This window comes from Rhodococcus sp. NPDC058532, assembly GCF_042719255.1.
Lineage (GTDB): Bacteria > Actinomycetota > Actinomycetes > Mycobacteriales > Mycobacteriaceae > Rhodococcus_G.
The window spans coordinates 129,756-146,022 of sequence record NZ_JBHXNU010000012.1 but is presented as its reverse complement, the minus strand read 5'-3'; the positions used below and the strand labels follow the sequence as shown (position 1 = coordinate 146,022).

The window sequence follows — 16,267 nt, the reverse complement described above, 5'->3', positions numbered from 1 at the left end:
CCGGGTCACTCGGTCGGGTGGAAGTCCGTGAGCTCGTAGTGCAGGGTCGGCGTCCGCATCGCCCGGTGCGTCGCGCGTACCAGCAGGTGCTGGAGTACTGGGAACCGGTGGTCGATCGCCCGGGCAGCCGCGGCGTTGTCGGCGCCCGACAACAGGTGCGCCGTCGCGGCGACCGGTTCCGGTCCGGTCGGCTTGCCCGACCAGGTGCAGGGTCGAATCCGGACCTCCGGGAAGTTGCGCAGGCGCTTGTTCTTCGATGCCCGGCCCGGGGTCCGGAAGTAGGTGTGGCCGCCGTCGACGGCGACGTTCACCGGTGTGTCCACCCAGGTCCCGTCCCGTTTCCGGGTTTGCAGGAGCACCACCTTCGCGGCGGCGACGGACTCCGGGGGTCTCTGCTCGGTCATGTCCAACCCTCCCGTGGGTGACGACGCGACACCCCCAGTGTCCTCCCCGCACCGATGATTTTCCCGTGCCCGCCGGGTCCACACATCGACGACACACAGTCACCGACGGAGGCAGCCATGACCATTGACCACGATCTCGGCCCGGCGGCGGGGCAGGTGTCCGGGCTCATCGCGGGTGTGCGTGAGGACCACCTGAGCCTGGCAACACCGTGCGAGCAGTGGACGGTGGACGACCTGCTGCGGCATCTGCTCGACCTCACCGCGGCCTTCGCCGCGGCCGCCAGCAAGGCGCCGTATCCCGCGGGCGTCTCCGGGGGACTGGCGGGTGACTGGCGGAACCGCCTGGACACCCAGCTCGACGATCTGGTCGCCGCGTGGCGCACCGCCGAGGCGTGGGAGGGCGACGCCTCGGCGGGCGGCGTCACGATGCCCGCGCCGGTGATGGGGGTCGTCGCGCTCGACGAGCTGGTCCTGCACGGGTGGGACCTCGCGCAGGCCACCGGCCAGCCCTACGACGCCGACCCCGCCTCCGTTCGGGCCTGCCTGGGGTTTGCCGCGTCGATGTCGGTGCCGGGGGAGGAGGCAGGCCGGGAGGGCCTGTACGGGCCCGTGGTTCCCGTCCCGGACGACGCCCCCGACCTCGTGCGGCTGCTCGGGTTCGCGGGCCGCGATCCGGGCGACGGGTGGCGGGATCGCTAAGCTCCTGCTCTCATGGCACTCAGCGCAACCCTGTACACCTTCACCCTCCAGCTGGCCGACGTCGATCGCGGGGTCTACCAGGACCTGGAGCTGCGGGTCGCGCGGCATCCGTCCGAGACAGCCGAGTTCATGCTCACCCGGCTGCTGGCCTACTGCCTCGAGTACGAGGACGGCATCGCGTTCAGCGACGGCGGCGTCTCCAGCACCGACGAGCCCGCCGTCCTGGTCCGCGATCTCACCGGCCGCATCACGGCGTGGATCGAGGTCGGCGCACCGGACGCCGACCGCGTTCACCGGGCGGCCAAGCTCGCCGACCGGGTCGCGATCTACACCCATCGCGACCCGGCCAAGGTCCTGGCCCCGCTCACTGGCAAGCGGATCCACCGCGCCGACGCGATCCCCCTCTATAGCTTCGACCGCGACTTCGTCGACGCCGCCGCCGCGGCCGTCGAACGCCGCAATACCGCCACCGTCTCCGTCACCGAACGCGAAGTGTTCCTGGACCTGAACGGCACCGGATTCGGCACGCCGATCGAGGAGCGCCGGCTGACATCCACCCCGTGACCGGGTGAAGGGCACCTGTGCCCCGGCTGCCGCCGTGCGGGTGCCCGTCACCCCGGGGTGCGGCAAGTGTTCAGCGAATCCCGTCCCGCCGCAAGGCAATCGAGACGGCCGCGGCACGATTGTCGACGCCGAGCTTGGCGTAGATGTGCGCCAGGTGGGTTTTCACGGTTGCCTCGCTGATGAACAGGCGCCTGCCGAGTTCCCGGTTCGTCAGGCCCTCCGCCAGCAATCCCAACAGTTCCGCCTCCCGCGCGGTCAGCGCCTGGTCGGGGCGCCGCATCCGGTCCAGCACCCGGGCCGCGACCGGCGGGGACAGGGCGCTCTCGCCCGCGACGGCGCCGCGAATCGCGGCGAAGATGTCGCGGGGGGCGGAGTCCTTGAGCAGGTAGCCGATCGCGCCGGCGTCCAGCGCCCGGACCACATCGGCGTCCGTGTCGTAGGTCGTGAACACCAGCACCGCCTGACCCGGTGTGTCGGCCCGGATCCGGCGGATCGCGTCCACGCCGTCGATGCCCTCGCCGAGCGCGAGGTCCATCATCACCAGGTCGGGGGAGTGGCGCGCGGCAAGGTCGACGGCGTCTTCGCCGGATCCGGCCTCGCCGACCACCTCGATGTCCGGCTGCGAGTCCAGCAGGGCCCGCAGTCCCGCCCGCACCACGAGGTGGTCGTCGACCAGCAGCACCGAGATCACGCCGCACCGCCGACCGGGATCTGCGCGGCGACGACGGTGCCCTCGCCCGGCGTGCTCTCTACGGCGAAGGTGCCGCCGAGGGCCTCGACCCGCTGCCGCATCGCGGGCAGCCCGAAGCCGTCCCGGTCACCGACGACGAAGCCGACGCCATCGTCGAAGACATCGAGCGCGATCGCGCCAGGCAGATAGGTCAGGGTCACCCCGACAGTGTGCGCGTCCGCGTGCCTGCGGACGTTCGACGCGGCGCTCTGCGCGACCCGGAGCAGCGCGTGCTCGACCTCGGACGGCAGCGCCATCACCGTCCCGACCACCCGGAGATGCGCGGCGGGGACGTACCCGCGGACCGCGGCGAGCAGCGCGGCGTCGAGCGACTGCGTCCTCAGGTCGGGGGAGCCGAGATGGTGCACCAGATCTCTTGTCTCGGACAGGTTCTCGCGGAGCAATCCCGTTGCTGTGCGGATCTCGTCGTCCGCGCGCGGCCCCGGCCCCACCTCGTCCGCGGCCTCGAGGTGCAGCAGCGCGCTGGTCAGTCCCTGCGTGACGGTATCGTGGATCTCGCGGGCCAGCCGCTCGCGTTCGGTCAGCACACCCGCCTCCCGCTCGGTCTCGGCCAGTTTCGTTTTCGCGTCGATGAGCTCGGAGAGCAGCTGCTCCCGCTCGACGGCGCCGCGTTGGACCTGCCCGTAGGCGAGGACGATCAGCGCGCCGGTGCACAGCGGCGCGAGCAGCACCGGCCACTCGGTGCGGCCGCTGAACGACATGAACTCGACGCCGGCGAACACCGCCAGCGCGGCGACGACCGGGTACGCCGCCCACCGCGGAAACGCCCGCGTGCACAGGAAAAAGATCGGGAAGGCGGTCCACGCGAAGCTCGGCGTCAGCCACACCAGCACCACCCACGATGTCAGCACCGGCCACACCCACGGCCGCCACGCACCCCCGCGGCGGGAGAGCACCACGATCACCCCGTACAGCGCGGCGAGGACGGCGATCAGGCCCGCGACGACCACCCAGCGGCCGCTGACCCCGTGGTAGGTCAGGTAGCGGGCCGTCGACGCCGCGAGCAGCAGGTAGAACGAGAGGTGGATCGCGACCGCGATCGGTCCCCGGAAGGGTGTCTTGTCCGGCACCGGGCCGATCCTACGGGCGGTGGTCCCCGACCGGATCGCCCATTCGGATGATCCCGCGGCAGCCGCGCGGGCGATGCCGCGGCACGGGGCCGGCGGCCAGGCTTGGAGCCGATCGAGTTTCCGATGCCCGAAAGGTTCGACGATGACCACCTCCCGCCGCCTGCCCCGCGCCCTCGCCCTCGCCGTCCCCGCGGTCGCCCTGCTCGCCGCAACGGCCTGCGGGTCCCCCGAGAACGCCGCCTCCTCGGCGACGACCGCGGAGGTGACCCCCGCCGCGGCGGTGCAGCAGGCCCCCGGCGGCGACCAGGGCACCATCACCGCGAACCGGCTCTCGGTCGGGGCCGCGGGCCGCGCGGCCCAGGCCGCCCTCGCCAGGTGCCAGGCCGACGGGCTCGGGTTCGTCACCATCGCGGTCGTGGACCGCGCGGGCAACGTGCAGGCGATGCTCCGCGGTGACAACGCCGCCCAGCACACGGTCGAGTCGGCCCGGCAGAAGGGCTACACCGCAGCCGCGTTCGGCGCCGACACCTCCGACCTCGTCGCCAGGGCGAAGGGAGACGGCCCGACCGTTGCCGACCTGCCCGGCACCCTGTTCCTGCCCGGCGGCGTGACCGTCAAGGCGGGGAACGCCTCGATCGCGGGCATCGGGGTCGGCGGGGCGCCGGACGGCAACGCCGACCAGGCTTGTGCCGCTGCGGGTCTCGCCGCGATCGAGGGAAGCCTGCGGTGAGGACCACGGTCGGAGTGATGCTCCTCGCCGTGGCGGTTCTGGCCGTGAGTGGCTGCGGGAGCGGCATTTCCGTGGAGAACCCCACCCCGCAGGCTGCCGCCGACGCGGGGACCGCTCCGCCGATGACACCGGAACCGGCGGTCGTTTCGAATCCCGGTCCGCCCGTGTCGACGCCGGAACTCGAGCGGGCACTGTTCGCGGCGGCGGTCACCGACGACGCGGACTCGGTGCGCGCCGCCGTGCGTCGCGGCGCCGCCATCGAGGCACGGGACGACGGCGGCCGCACCCCGCTGGTTGCGGCGACCAAGGCGAACGCGGCGGCGGCAGCAGCGGCCCTGATCGCGGCAGGCGCGGACGTGAACGCGAAGGACGACATGCAGGACTCGGCCTTCCTATACGCCGGCGCCGAGGGCCTCGACGAGATCCTCGCGGGAACGCTCGGGCACGGCGCGGACGTGCGGAGCATCAACAGGTTCGGCGGCACCGCGTTGATCCCGGCGGCCGAACACGGGCTGGTCGAGACGGTGCGCACGCTGATCCGAGCCGGCGTGCCGGTGAACCACGTCAACCATCCGGGGTGGACGGCGCTGCTCGAGGCCGTCGTCTACGGCGACGGGTCCGCCCGGTACGTCGACGTCGTTGGTCAACTGCTCGACGCGGGTGCCGATCCGACGATCCGGGACTCGCAGGGCCGCACCGTGCTGCAGCACGCGCGCGGGCTCGGGCAGCACGACATCGTGGCGCTGCTCGTCGCGCGGGACGGGACCTGACCGCCGCTACCGGAATGTGCGCTAGTGCTCCGTCGTTCACGGCGGAGGTGAAAGCACACGCGGGAGGCCCACCAAGGGCCGAGCGTGCCCTAGACCGGACGGTCCTGCTGCTCGATGTACTGCCGCAGCACCGAGAGCGGGGCACCGCCGACCGAGCCGGCGAAGTACGAACCCGACCACAGCCGTTGCGCCCGCCAGTAGTGCTGAACCAGCTCAGGGAACTCCTGCCGCAGCCGCCGCGACGACACACCTTTGAGGCTGTTCACCAGTTTCGACACCGCGACCTTCGGCGGGAAGTTCACGAGCAGGTGGACATGGTTGCTTTCGCCGTTGAACTCGACCAGTTCGACCTCGAAGTCGGTGCACACGTCTCGCATGATCGCCTCCATCCGTTGCAGGTGCTGGTCGGTGAACACTCGATGCCGGGATTTGGTCACGAACACCAAATGGGCGTGAAGGAGAAAAATGCAGTGTCTACCAGTGCGAATGTCGTCGCGCTCTGCCATAAACCAATGGTAGACTGTTGGGGTGCAGCTCCGATACCGGTACCGCCTCAACCCCACATCGGGGCAACAGGCGGCGCTGGCGCGAGCATTCGGATGCGCCCGAGTGGTGTTCAACGACGCGATCGCCGCCCGCGAACATGTACGACGGACCGGTCTGTCGTACCCGAAAGATGCGGAGCTGTCGAAAGCGTTGACCGCGGTGAAGAAAACGCCCGAGCGGGAATGGCTCACCGAAGTATCGTCGGTCGTGTTGCAGCAGGCCCTCGCCGACGCTTTCGCCGCGTACCGCAACTTCTTCGCCTCCCTCTCCGGGAAACGCAAAGGCACGAACCTGGGGGCACCCCGGTTCCGGTCCCGCCGCGACAATTGGCAGTCGATCAGGTTCACCCGCAACGCCCGCTTCACGGTGACCACGGGTGGGAAACTGCGACTCCCGAAGATCGGCGACGTGCCGGTGCGTTGGTCCCGCGACCTGCCAGCGGAACCGTCGTCGGTGACGATCGTCAAAGACGGTGCGGGCCGGTACTTCGCATCGTTCGTTGTTGAGATGGACGCCGAACCGTTGCCGTCGATCGAGTCCGAAGTGGGCATTGATCTGGGCCTGACCACGTTCGCGGTCCTGTCGAACGGCAAGACCATCACGTCCCCGAAGTTCTTCCGCCGCGCCGAGCGACGGTTGAAGAAGGCACAACAATCCTTGTCCCGCAAGGACAAAGGATCGAAGAATCGGGCCAAGGCGCGCCTGCGGGTCGCCAAGGCTCACGTGAAGATGGCCGACGCCCGACGCGACTTCATGCACAAGCAGTCCACGGCACTGATCCGCGAGAACCAAGCGGTCTACGTCGAGGACTTGTGCGTGAAGGGACTGGCCCGCACCCGCCTCGCAAAGTCGGTCCACGACGCCGCCTGGGGCATGTTTCTCCGCATGGTGGAGGACAAAGCCGCCCGATACGGGCGGACGGTCGTGAAGGTCGACCGGTGGTTCCCGTCGTCCCAGACCTGCTCGGTGTGCGGGCGGGTCGACGGACCGAAACCGCTGTCGATCCGATCGTGGTCGTGCCCGTGCGGCACGGTCCACGACCGCGATCTGAATGCTGCACGAAACATCCTCGCCGCCGGACGGGCGGAGAGGCGAAACGCCTGCGGAGAGACTGTCAGTCTTTCCGTCTAGCGGAAAGCGATTCTCTGTGAAACAGGAACCCACCGAGAGCGCCCACGCGGGTGCTGGTAGGAATCCCCGGCCTTCAGGGCCGGGGAGGACGTCAACTGTCGAGGTGCTCGCGCGACTCCGCGGCGGGCAGGGGCGCCGCCCGCCGGGACCGCGCCCGGTGCACGACCCCCGCCGCGATCGCGGCCGCCAGAATCGCCGCCGCCGCGATCGGTCCCGCCGGGCTGCCGGGGAACAGGCCGTCCAGCAGCAGCAGGACACCGAACACCAGGAACAGGGTCGCGGCGGCGAGCTGAATGAACCGCTCGGGCAGGTGCCTGCCGAGCACCGCGCCGACCACGATCGCGAGGGCGTCGGCGGCGACCATGCCGACCGTCGAGCCGATCCACACGCCAACCCAGTCGTTGTCCGCGGCGAGGGTGATCGTCGCCAGCATCGTCTTGTCGCCGAGCTCGGCGAGGAAGAACGCCGACGCAACGGCGAGGAACGCGGAGGTGCCGACCCGGCCGGCCTTGCCCTGCTCGTCCTCGCTGAGGCTGTCCCCGCGCAGCGTCCATGCCGCGAAGCCGATGAAGGCCAGGCCGCCGATGATGCTGATCAGGTGGGTCGGGATCGCGACGCCGAGGTAGTGGCCGACGGCGACCGAGACCAGGTGGACGACGGTGGTGGCGACGGTGATGCCGCCGATCACCACCCACCAGCGGTAGCGCAGTGCGAACGTCATCGCCATCAATTGGGATTTGTCGCCAAGTTCGGCAACGAAGATGACCCCGAAACTCAGCAGCAGGGCGGCAAGCACATTCACTCCTCCGGTCGAATTCTCGGAGGATGTTGGGACGTTCCTCCGGTCCCCGACGCGGGATGCGTCGACGACCGAAGGTCTCGCCCACCGGCATTCGCCGGTTCGAGCAGCCGGGCGGACCCAGGGATTCAAGGAACCGTGGGTCTGGCCAGTATGTCGACTGCTCGATTGGGGGCTACTCCCCTTCGCTGATCGCAACAGTACCCAGAGGACGGCAATTTGCCAACTGTCACAACAAGTTTGGAAACCCGAACTTTGAACTTCCGGTGTTGCTCAGGCGGCGAGCAGCATGGCCAAAACGGCGGTGTCGGGGTCGCTGCTCGGGTCGAGGCTTACCCGGCTGACCATCGAGGTGACCGTGCCGTCGGGTTCGGCCTCCACCCACGCGGCCCGATGGTCGAGGCCGAGATACGGCAGTCCGGGTAGCAGGACGCAACCCGACGCGACGCCGACGCATTCCGGCAGGGACGGCACCGTCTCGGAGGGGGGATGCAGCATCAGCAGGGCCGGCGGCTGGTGGTCGGCGAAACATCCAGGGGAGACGGCGGATTCGCCGACGATGGGGCCCTCGGCGACGACCAGGCCCACCGTGTCCGGCTGAGGATCATCGGGCAGGTCCTCGCGCGCGCCGAAAACCGTTGATGTGGAGAGCAATCCGGGGATCGATGCCACTCGGACCGCGAGCACCAGCAGCTGCGCCCACTCCTTGGTGGTGTCCGGCCAGCGGCCGGAGATGACGAATCCGCGCAGGATCCCCGCGGCATGGAACGGGGAAACCCCGATGTAGTCGCTTCGACTCATGCCCGCCCCCTGACCACACTCGCTCGTCCCGGCAGCGTCGCCGGCGGATACCTCCAGAATGCGCCCGAATCGGCTGGCAGACAACTCCGGTCGAGTGCCAGGACGGCGTCAGAAGCCGGGTCCCGGAACGGTCACCCGCAGCCGGAGCGCCGCGCCGGAACCGGCCGCGACCGCCGCCATCGGGTCGGTGCTCGGGGCGGTGCAGACGAATAGGTCCCGCCCATCCGCGCCGCCGAGCGCGACGGCGTACGGCCTGCGCACCGTGAACCGGTCGCCGACCGCGCCCTCGGCGTCCACCAGGAGGACGTCCCCGGTGGTCGGGGAGACCACCCAGATGCCGTTCGCGGCGTCGATCGCCAGGCCCTCCGGCCGCATGTCCGAGCCGAATTCGGCGAAGGTCCGCTGCTGTTCGAGGCCGCCGTCGGGGGCGATCGTGAACGTGGTGAGGCGGGGCGGCACCGCGCGGCTCTCGGCCACCGTGAGGGTGCCGCCGACGGCGTCGACGACCAGGCCGCCCGGGCAACGGAGCGAGCAGGCGACGTCGTGCACGGTGCCGTCGGGTTCGACCATCGCCAGGTCGTCCGTCGCGTGGTCGTCGCCGCGGCACCCGACATACGCCCGCCCGGTGACGTCCACCGACAGGTCCGCGAGCCGACCATCGGTGACCCCGGCGAGGTCGGCGTGCACGACAAGCTCCCCGCTCGCCTCGCGGCGCAGCAGCAGCCGGTCGGTGCCGCAGGCGATCAGCAGCCGACCGTCCGGCAGAAACCCGAGGCCCGCGGGGTGGCCGGGCAGTTCGGCGACGGTGTTCAGGGCGCCGGTGCCCGGGTCGAGGGCCAACACCGTGCCTGCGCCCTGGTCGGCGACCCAGAGGTGTCCGGCGTGCCACCGCGCGCTCACCGGGAACGTGAGCCCCTCGACGAGTGTGTCCACCGTCATGGTCACCACTCCACGATACGACTTCTCCCGGACGACGAACCCCCCGAAACGGCAGTCGCCGCGCTCCGTAGGGGGCGCGGCGACTGTGAGCTGTGAGCACTTCTGGCCCCGTCATGGGCCGAAAGGACTCACGGGCCGTCAGGCAATCAGGCCTGCGGTGGCGGTGCGGGCCTTCTCGAAGCGCGCGGACACGTCCGCCCAGTTGACGATGTTCCAGAAGGCGTTGACGTAGTCGCCCTTGACGTTCTGGTAGTCGAGGTAGAAGGCGTGCTCCCACATGTCGAGCATGAGCAGCGGGGTCAGGCCGATGGAGATGTTGCCCTGCTGGTCGTAGAGCTGGACGATGATCAGCCGCTGGCCGATGGAGTCCCAGGCGAGGATGGACCAGCCGGAGCCCTGGATGGCGTTGGCGTTGGCGTTGAAGTGGCTGCGGAACTTGTCGAAGCCGCCGAACTGGTCGTCGATTGCGGCGGCCAGTTCGCCTTCGGGCTTGTCGCCGCCGTTCGGGGAGAGGTTGTTCCAGAAGACGGTGTGGTTGGTGTGGCCGCCGAGGTGGAAGGCGAGGTTCTTCTCGTGCAGGTTCACCACGGGGGCGAGGGCGTCGGCGTCGCGGAGTTCCGCGAGCTTCTCGAGGGCGGTGTTGGCGCCTGCGACGTACGCGGCGTGGTGCTTGTCGTGGTGCAGCTCCATGATCTTGCCGGAGATGTGCGGCTCGAGGGCGGCGTAGTCGTAGGGCAGTTCAGGCAGCGTGTAGACAGACACTTCGGTCCCTTCCTTACGGGCGCGGGTGACGCCCGGCGTGTACCTATTCGATCCTTGCTCGGGCTCTAACCCAAACTCATTGGTACACCGTCCGCAATATTTGGCGTCACGCGCCCGGCGCCTTCCGGCGCTTCCCGGGCGGCGTCGGCGTCGTGTCTGCGCAGGGTGGGGCCCCGTCAATTCGTCCCGGTGGTGAACGGAACATTAAGATCGAGTGGTGCCCGAGCCGACCGTCCCACCCCCGGTGCGCGGTGTCGGCACCGCCGCGGCGCGGCGGCCCCACTTCGGCGGCGCGAACCTACTGCGGACGCTTGCGGTGCTGGCGGTCCTCTACTCGCACATCTCGTACTACCTGATCGACGACCTCGGCACCGGCTGGTGGATGATCGACACCGTCTACGAGGTGTTCGTCAAGGGCCTGAGGCTGCACCAGCACCTGTCGTTCCTCGGCGTCGCGGTGTTCATGGTGCTCACCGGGCTGCTGCTGACCGCGTCCGTGTCCGGTAACCATCCGGGCCGCTTCCTCGTCAACCGGGTCGGGCGGCTGCTGCCCGCGCTGTGGGTGGCGGTCGCGTTGGCGGTGCTGCTGGTCAAGGTCGGGATCAACGGCATGTTCAGCGGTCACGACGGCATCACCACCGGGCAGGCCGCGCTCAGCTTCGTGCTCGGCGGGTTCTTCCTCAAGCCCGAGGTCGCGGTGCTCGGGGTGACGTGGACGCTGGTCGTGCAGATCACCTTCTACGTGTACAGCGTCGCGACCCGTCCGCTGCTGCGCCGGGCCCCGGCCGCCGTGCCGATCCTCGGCGCCGCGCTGTGCTGCGCTGTGCTGATCTACAACCAGTACATTCCGCAGCCGTACTCCGTCCCGATGCTCACCAAGGTGGCCGCGACCCTGCCCGCGGTGTTCGTCGGCCAGGTCATCTACATGGCATGGACCCGGATGGCGAGTTGGCGGTGGCTCGCGGTCGCCGCGCTCGCGCAGGTGGAGGTCGTGCTGCTGGCCACCGACATCCGCGCCTACTGGGCCGGTGACCGATACCTGTGGACGATCGTGGTCGTCGCGAGCGCGGTGCTGGCGCTGGCGCGGTACGACGGCCCGATCGCCCGTTGGTCGGTCGTCCGCTGGACCGGAACCCGCAGCTACGCCATCTATCTGCTGCACACCCTCATCCTGTACCGGGCATACGACTGGACCGTCGGGCTCGTCGGCAAGACGGGTGCGGTCGTGGTGTTCCTCGCCGCGACGGCGGTCGCCTCGGAGCTGCTGTACCGGGCGGTGGAGGTGCCTGCCGGCCGCTGGATCGGGTCGGTGGCGGCGCGGGTCGGGGCGCCGAAGGCCGACCCGGGGGGTGCTGCCCGCCCCGGATCCGGGGCCGTCCGCGACGGATCCGAGGTGGCGGAGCGCGCGTAGCATCGGATCATGTCCTGGTTCGACGACATCCTCCGGCAGTCCACCGCGAAGTCCGTCCTGGTCACCCCCGATCAGGCCTTGCCGGGGCGGCCCGACCCGCTGCCGGTGCCCGCCGCCCACCACGTGAACGGCCACCGCCTGACGCCGCCGTTCCCGGACGGGTTGCAGACCGCGGTCGTCGGGATGGGGTGCTTCTGGGGTGCCGAGAAGGAGTTCTGGCAGGCCGGCGGCGTGTACAGCACCGCGGCCGGGTACGCGGGCGGCTTCACCCCCAACCCGACCTACGAGGAGGTGTGCTCCGGCCGCACCGGGCACACCGAGGTGGTGTTGGTCGTCTTCGATCCGGCGGTGATCACCTATGCGGCGGTGCTCCAGCTGTTCTGGGAGAACCACGACCCCACGCAGGGGATGCGTCAGGGCAACGATCAGGGCACCCAGTACCGGTCGGCGATCTACACCGTCGACGCGGAGCAGGCGGCGACGGCCACCGCCACCGCCGCCGCATACGGGAAGCGGCTCGCCGCCGCCGGATACGGCGAGATCACCACCGAAATCGCTCCCCTCGCCGCGTTCTACTACGCCGAGGACTACCACCAGCAGTACCTCGCGAAAAACCCCGGCGGCTACTGCCCGGTGCACGCGACGGGCGTCAGCTGCCCGATCGGGCTGGACGCCTGACCTGCTGTTTGGTGCTGCCCGCGCCATCCCTGAGGGGGTCAGCCCAGCTGCGGCATGACCTCGCTTGCCACCAGGTCCAGGTGGTCGAGGTCGTCGAGGTCGAGGGTCTGCAGGTAGATCCGGCTCGACCCCTGCTCGCCGTAGCGGCCGATCTTGTCGACCAGCTCCGCGGGTGACCCGGCGAGACCGTTCGTTCGCAACTCGTCGACCTCGCGGCCGATCGCGGCGGCACGCCCCGCGACCTCGCCGTCGTTCCGGCCGCAGCACAGCACCAGCGCGTTGGAGTAGACCAGGTCGGCGGGATCCCGGTCGATCGCGCGGCAGGCCGCCCGGACCCGCTCGAACTGGGTGGCGGTCGCCTCGAGCGACCCGAACGGCAGGTTGAACTCGTCGGCGAACCGTGCGGTGAGCGCGGGCGTGCGGGTTCGGCCGTTGCCCCCGATCAGGATCGGCGGTCCCGGGTGCTGATGCGGCTTCGGGAGGGCGGGCGAGTCGGCGACGCGGTGGTGCGCGCCGTCGTAGGAGAACGTCTCGCCGATCGGCGTCTTCCACAGGCCGGTGATCACCTCGAGGGTGTCCTCAAGGCGGTCGAACCGCTCCTTCAGCGACGGGAACGGGATGCCGTATGCAAGGTGCTCCTCCTCGTACCAGCCCGCGCCGATCCCGAGGTCGATGCGACCGCCGCTCATCGCGTCGACCTGGGCAACGGAGATCGCGAGCGGCCCCGGGTGCCGGAACGTGGCGGAGGTGACCAGGGTGCCGAGGCGGATCGTGGACGTTTCGCGGGCGATGCCGGCGAGGGTGATCCAGGCGTCGGTGGGGCCGGGCAGTCCGGTGGTGTTCATCGCGAGGTAGTGATCGGAACGGAAGAACGCGCCGTAGCCGGCCCGCTCGGCGGCCTGCGCGACGCGGCGCAGCTGATCGTAGGTCGCGCCCTGCTGTGGTTCGGTGAAGATTCTCAGTTCCATGGGTATCCACTGTGCACCATCGCGCGGCCCGCCGCGCCGTCCGACGGGGTGTGCACGACCTGTGAACAGGGCTGTGGAAACTGTGGACAACTCGGTGGACAACCTGTGAGTTTCGGCGCGAACCCGGACGTCGGGGCCGGATTTGTCGTGGGCAACCGGGTAGCGGCCATCCCCAGCCTGTGGAATCCGCTCCTGTGGAGCAATCCACCAGGCTCGGCTGCCGGGCGGGGCGGGAACGTGACACTATCGAATCGTGAGCTTTGGTGACGTTCCCTCGGTCCCCGTCACGGAGGTGCCCGTGCCTCCGTACGCCGCGGCGGTGCTGCTCGATATCCGCGAGGACACCGAATGGGCCGACGGCCACGCGCCCGACGCCCTGCACATCCCGATGTCCGACGTGCCCGCTCGGCGGGACGAGATCGACATCGACGCCGAGGTGTACGTGGTGTGCCGGTCCGGCGGCCGCTCGATCACCGTCGTCACCTACCTCAATGAGTGCGGCTTCGACGCGGTCGGCGTCACCGGCGGCATGGTGGCCTGGCAGCAGGCCGGTCGACCGCTCGTCGCGGACGACGACAGGTCGGCGAAGATCTACTAGATGAGCGCCGTCCAGGTCTGTGTCCGCTGCGCCGCACGCTGGCCCGTCGTCGGCGCGCCTGCCCAATGGTGTCCGGGGTGCCGCGGGGTGCTGCTTTCCCCGACGCTGACCGGGCACCCGGAGCCCGCGTCCCGCCGGAACTTCCGTTGGATCGCCCGCTCACCGGCGACGGCGCCCCGCACCCCGCCGAACCACACCGCAGGTCCGGACCGGACACCGTCCTACCCGCAGCCGCCCCGGTGGGGTCTGACGGATCAGCCACCGGCCACGGCCGAGGAGCAGGCGACCCGCACCGAACGGCTCGCGGAGCTGGCGCCGACCCTGCTCACCGCGACCGCCCTGCTGTTCGTGTTCGGCGCGGCCGCCGAACTGTTCCGCTACGTCCTGCTGTTGCGCAACCGGACCACGCTGATCTCCCCGACGATGCTCGTCGTCTCCGACGGCCTGGTCTTCACGGCCGGGGTGATGGCGCCGTTGGTGGCCTTCGCGGCCGCGGCCGCTTCGGTCGCCTGGCTGCTCGGCGCCCGCCGGGACGCGTGGCGGGCGGCGGGCCGCACCGATCCGCGGTCGCCGACCTCGATCGCGGCGGGCTGCCTGATTCCGGTGGCGAACCTGGTCTGGCCCGGGGTGTTCCTCACCGAACTGGCCGGACCCGACTCCCGACTGCGGGCGCTGGTCCGGATCTGGTGGGCGACCTGGGCGCTCGGTGGGGCGTTGCTGATCGTCGCGTTCGCCTGGCGCTCACACGATTCCCTGCAGGGCCGGGCCAACGGGGTGCTGCTGGCGGTGCTGGTGAACCTGGTGGCTGCCGCGGTCGCGACGCTCACCCTGATTGTGACGCGGCACGTCGACCGACTCGACCTCGCGGGCCGACCCCGCTCCGCCGTCCGGTGGCTGGTGACGACATGAGCCCGGATCGCCGGGGCCCCCTCGTCGTCGCGCACCGCGGTGCCTCCGCGGCGCTGCCCGAGCACACCCTCGCCGCATACGAACTCGCGCTCGACCAGGGCGCCGACGGGCTCGAATGCGACGTCCGGTTGACCCGGGACGGTCACCTGGTGTGCGTGCACGATCGCACCGTCGACCGAACCTCCTCCGGGTCCGGCAGGGTCAGCGAGATGACCCTGCGCCACCTGTCCGCCCTGGACTTCGGCGGCAACGGGGAACCGGTGTTGACCCTCGCCGAACTGATCACCCTGGTCCTCGACCACCCGGCCCCGACCAAGCTTTTCATCGAGACCAAGCATCCGGTGCGTTACGGCGGGCTGGTCGAGAGCAAGGTGCTCGCCGAGCTGTCCCGGTTCGGCCTGTCAGCCCCGGTGTCCGCCGATCATTCGCGGGCGGTGATCATGTCGTTCTCGGCGGCCGCGGTGTGGCGGATCCGCCGGGCCGCGCCGCTGCTGCCGACGGTGCTGCTCGGGGAGGCGTCCCGGTATCTCGGGGGTGGTGCGGCGACCACCGTCGGCGCGACCGCGGTCGGCCCGTCGATCCGGACGCTGCGCGAGCATCCCGACCTCGTCGACCGGGCCGCCGCCGCGGGCCGGGCCACCTACTGCTGGACGGTGGACGAGCGGGACGACGTCGAACTGTGCCGCGATCTCGGCGTCGGGTGGATCGCGACGAACCATCCCGGCCGCACCAAGGGGTGGCTCGACGGCTGAGCAGCCGGAGCGATGCGGCGGGTGCGTGTAGGTTTCCCGACGTGGGTAAGAGCAAACGAAACAGTGGTCCGAAGCCGGGCAGCAACCGCGCCGCCAAGCTCGCCGAGCGGCGAGCCGAGCAGGAGGCGGCCGCGTCGACGGCGGTGCCGCGGCCGTTCGAGGGGCTCGCCGCCGAGTGCGACCTGATCGCGCTGCGCGAGTTCGTCCCGTCGGCGACGGCGCCGCTGCCGGTGCGGTCGGAGGAGCGTTCGGTCGTCGTCGCGACGGTGCTGCCGGGTGCGGTCGCCGCGTTGGTGCGCGACGAGGAGCAGGCCACTTCAGCGGCCGGCACCGCCGGCGTCGGCTTCGTCGGGTTGCAGGTGCAGTCGCAGTCCCCGGACCTGGCGGCGGACCTCGGTGCCGCGGCCCACTGGGCGCAGACGGCGACGCCGGGGGAGTCGCTGACCGCGGCGAACCCGCAGGCCGACGGGCCGCGGTTGGCCGATGTGATCGACCCCGCTGCCGCGTTGGACGTCACCGTGCACCAGGACTTCAACTGGTGGATCCCGGCGGGTGTCACCCCGGCGCCGGAGGTCGCGGCCACCGTCGAGCAGGCCAATTCGGTGATCATGCCGTCGGCGCGGTTGGAGGCGGACGGCGTCGTCGCCGCCTGGTGGGTGGACGCGGGGGAGAAGGCGCACCTGCGGTGGGTTCGCCCCGAGGACGAGGATCAGCTGATGCTGGCCCTGGCCCGGGTGCACGCCGCGGGCGGCCTGCACCTCGGTGAGGGTTCCCGGTACGCCGGGTCGTTCCGCACCCACGGCCTGCTGGTGCCGGTCTTCGACCTCGACCCGGAGAAGCACGCCCAGGAATGGGCGGCCGCCACCGCGGACCTCGGCGACCGCCTCGCGCAGGCCCTCGCCGTCGACGCCCCGCTGAACTCCGACGAGCGCCGCGCCCGCGACGGACTCCGCGGCCGCCAGGTCACCCTGCGGTAGGCGGCTCC

The 16,267-nt window shown here is 70.6% G+C and carries 20 protein-coding genes; 11 read left to right on the top strand and 9 right to left on the bottom strand.

Going from position 1 to position 16,267, the window contains the following annotated elements:
* Positions 1–5: 5 nt before the first annotated feature.
* Positions 6–404, bottom strand: a complete 399-nt coding sequence (locus ACFWQG_RS15810) for a PPOX class F420-dependent oxidoreductase (RefSeq protein ID WP_378508572.1) — start codon at positions 402–404, stop codon at positions 6–8.
* 117 nt (positions 405–521) lie between these two features.
* Between ACFWQG_RS15810 and ACFWQG_RS15805 the strand changes: the two genes are divergently transcribed.
* Both ACFWQG_RS15805 and ACFWQG_RS15800 read left to right on the top strand, forming a co-directional pair.
* Complete coding sequence (locus ACFWQG_RS15805; RefSeq protein WP_378508571.1) at positions 522–1,103, top strand: TIGR03086 family metal-binding protein; 582 nt, start codon at positions 522–524, stop codon at positions 1,101–1,103.
* 12 nt (positions 1,104–1,115) lie between these two features.
* A complete protein-coding gene (locus ACFWQG_RS15800) occupies positions 1,116–1,667 on the top strand; it encodes a YaeQ family protein (RefSeq protein ID WP_378508570.1) in 552 nt (183 codons plus the stop codon).
* A 70-nt stretch (positions 1,668–1,737) separates the two neighbouring features.
* On the opposite strand, the gene ACFWQG_RS15795 is transcribed toward ACFWQG_RS15800, so the two are convergent.
* Positions 1,738–2,358: a response regulator gene (locus tag ACFWQG_RS15795; protein WP_378508569.1), complete on the bottom strand. Its 621-nt coding sequence runs from the start codon at positions 2,356–2,358 to the stop codon at positions 1,738–1,740.
* Entirely contained in the window at positions 2,355–3,488 is a 1,134-nt protein-coding gene (locus tag ACFWQG_RS15790) for a sensor histidine kinase (protein WP_378508568.1), read from the bottom strand. The genes ACFWQG_RS15795 and ACFWQG_RS15790 overlap by 4 nt, the downstream gene beginning before the upstream one ends.
* A 142-nt stretch (positions 3,489–3,630) precedes the next feature.
* On the opposite strand from ACFWQG_RS15790, the gene ACFWQG_RS15785 reads away from it, so the two are divergent.
* Both ACFWQG_RS15785 and ACFWQG_RS15780 read left to right on the top strand, forming a co-directional pair.
* On the top strand, positions 3,631–4,218 hold the full coding sequence (locus ACFWQG_RS15785) for a heme-binding protein (protein ID WP_378508567.1): 588 nt from the start codon (positions 3,631–3,633) through the stop codon (positions 4,216–4,218).
* Positions 4,219–4,289: 71 nt separating this feature from the next.
* Positions 4,290–4,988, top strand: a complete 699-nt coding sequence (locus ACFWQG_RS15780; protein WP_378508566.1) for an ankyrin repeat domain-containing protein — start codon at positions 4,290–4,292, stop codon at positions 4,986–4,988.
* Between the two features lie 89 nt (positions 4,989–5,077).
* Here the strand turns inward: ACFWQG_RS15780 and tnpA are convergent, their stop codons facing one another.
* Positions 5,078–5,494: an IS200/IS605 family transposase gene (tnpA, locus tag ACFWQG_RS15775; RefSeq protein ID WP_378508565.1), complete on the bottom strand. Its 417-nt coding sequence runs from the start codon at positions 5,492–5,494 to the stop codon at positions 5,078–5,080.
* 22 nt (positions 5,495–5,516) lie between these two features.
* Here tnpA and ACFWQG_RS15770 point away from each other — a divergent pair, with 22 nt between their 5' ends.
* Complete coding sequence (locus tag ACFWQG_RS15770; RefSeq protein WP_378508564.1) at positions 5,517–6,665, top strand: RNA-guided endonuclease InsQ/TnpB family protein; 1,149 nt, start codon at positions 5,517–5,519, stop codon at positions 6,663–6,665.
* Positions 6,666–6,756: 91 nt separating this feature from the next.
* On the opposite strand, the gene ACFWQG_RS15765 is transcribed toward ACFWQG_RS15770, so the two are convergent.
* From ACFWQG_RS15765 to ACFWQG_RS15750, 4 genes are all read right to left on the bottom strand, one after another.
* On the bottom strand, positions 6,757–7,461 hold the full coding sequence (locus ACFWQG_RS15765; protein WP_378508563.1) for a TMEM165/GDT1 family protein: 705 nt from the start codon (positions 7,459–7,461) through the stop codon (positions 6,757–6,759).
* 276 nt (positions 7,462–7,737) lie between these two features.
* Positions 7,738–8,265 (bottom strand): peptidase, encoded by a 528-nt coding sequence (locus tag ACFWQG_RS15760; protein ID WP_378508562.1) that lies wholly within the window; start codon positions 8,263–8,265, stop codon positions 7,738–7,740.
* A gap of 108 nt (positions 8,266–8,373) precedes the next feature.
* Positions 8,374–9,204, bottom strand: a complete 831-nt coding sequence (locus ACFWQG_RS15755) for an SMP-30/gluconolactonase/LRE family protein (protein ID WP_378508561.1) — start codon at positions 9,202–9,204, stop codon at positions 8,374–8,376.
* Between the two features lie 138 nt (positions 9,205–9,342).
* Positions 9,343–9,966, bottom strand: a complete 624-nt coding sequence (locus ACFWQG_RS15750; RefSeq protein WP_378508560.1) for a superoxide dismutase — start codon at positions 9,964–9,966, stop codon at positions 9,343–9,345.
* A gap of 244 nt (positions 9,967–10,210) precedes the next feature.
* Between ACFWQG_RS15750 and ACFWQG_RS15745 the strand changes: the two genes are divergently transcribed.
* The gene (locus ACFWQG_RS15745) at positions 10,211–11,377 is read left to right on the top strand and encodes an acyltransferase family protein (protein ID WP_378508595.1); all 1,167 of its coding nucleotides are present in this window, start codon (positions 10,211–10,213) and stop codon (positions 11,375–11,377) included.
* Between the two features lie 9 nt (positions 11,378–11,386).
* A complete protein-coding gene (msrA, locus tag ACFWQG_RS15740) occupies positions 11,387–12,055 on the top strand; it encodes a peptide-methionine (S)-S-oxide reductase MsrA (protein ID WP_378508559.1) in 669 nt (222 codons plus the stop codon).
* Positions 12,056–12,093: 38 nt separating this feature from the next.
* Here the strand turns inward: msrA and ACFWQG_RS15735 are convergent, their stop codons facing one another.
* On the bottom strand, positions 12,094–13,023 hold the full coding sequence (locus ACFWQG_RS15735) for an LLM class F420-dependent oxidoreductase (RefSeq protein ID WP_378508558.1): 930 nt from the start codon (positions 13,021–13,023) through the stop codon (positions 12,094–12,096).
* Between the two features lie 253 nt (positions 13,024–13,276).
* Between ACFWQG_RS15735 and ACFWQG_RS15730 the strand changes: the two genes are divergently transcribed.
* The 4 genes from ACFWQG_RS15730 (at position 13,277) to ACFWQG_RS15715 (ending at position 16,259) form a co-directional block, all read left to right on the top strand.
* A complete protein-coding gene (locus ACFWQG_RS15730; protein ID WP_378508557.1) occupies positions 13,277–13,621 on the top strand; it encodes a rhodanese-like domain-containing protein in 345 nt (114 codons plus the stop codon).
* Positions 13,622–13,708: 87 nt separating this feature from the next.
* Positions 13,709–14,530 carry a DUF4328 domain-containing protein gene (locus tag ACFWQG_RS15725; protein ID WP_378508556.1) on the top strand — a complete coding sequence of 274 codons (822 nt, stop codon included), beginning with the start codon at positions 13,709–13,711 and terminating at the stop codon, positions 14,528–14,530.
* A complete protein-coding gene (locus ACFWQG_RS15720) occupies positions 14,527–15,282 on the top strand; it encodes a glycerophosphodiester phosphodiesterase (protein WP_378508555.1) in 756 nt (251 codons plus the stop codon). The genes ACFWQG_RS15725 and ACFWQG_RS15720 overlap by 4 nt, the downstream gene beginning before the upstream one ends.
* A gap of 41 nt (positions 15,283–15,323) precedes the next feature.
* Complete coding sequence (locus ACFWQG_RS15715; RefSeq protein ID WP_378508554.1) at positions 15,324–16,259, top strand: DUF5926 family protein; 936 nt, start codon at positions 15,324–15,326, stop codon at positions 16,257–16,259.
* The last annotated feature ends 8 nt before the right edge of the window (positions 16,260–16,267 follow it).

Bases quoted from the DNA above. Each gene is read 5' to 3' on its own strand.
- ACFWQG_RS15760 (WP_378508562.1), bottom strand. From the start codon at position 8,265: ATGAGTCGAAGCGACTACATCGGGGTTTCCCCGTTCCATGCCGCGGGG.
- ACFWQG_RS15735 (WP_378508558.1), bottom strand. From the start codon at position 13,023: ATGGAACTGAGAATCTTCACCGAACCACAGCAGGGCGCGACCTACGAT.
- ACFWQG_RS15800 (WP_378508570.1), top strand. From the start codon at position 1,116: ATGGCACTCAGCGCAACCCTGTACACCTTCACCCTCCAGCTGGCCGAC.
- ACFWQG_RS15785 (WP_378508567.1), top strand. From the start codon at position 3,631: ATGACCACCTCCCGCCGCCTGCCCCGCGCCCTCGCCCTCGCCGTCCCC.
- ACFWQG_RS15755 (WP_378508561.1), bottom strand. From the start codon at position 9,204: ATGACGGTGGACACACTCGTCGAGGGGCTCACGTTCCCGGTGAGCGCG.
- ACFWQG_RS15720 (WP_378508555.1), top strand. From the start codon at position 14,527: ATGAGCCCGGATCGCCGGGGCCCCCTCGTCGTCGCGCACCGCGGTGCC.
- ACFWQG_RS15805 (WP_378508571.1), top strand. From the start codon at position 522: ATGACCATTGACCACGATCTCGGCCCGGCGGCGGGGCAGGTGTCCGGG.
- msrA (WP_378508559.1), top strand. From the start codon at position 11,387: ATGTCCTGGTTCGACGACATCCTCCGGCAGTCCACCGCGAAGTCCGTC.
- tnpA (WP_378508565.1), bottom strand. From the start codon at position 5,494: ATGGCAGAGCGCGACGACATTCGCACTGGTAGACACTGCATTTTTCTC.
- ACFWQG_RS15810 (WP_378508572.1), bottom strand. From the start codon at position 404: ATGACCGAGCAGAGACCCCCGGAGTCCGTCGCCGCCGCGAAGGTGGTG.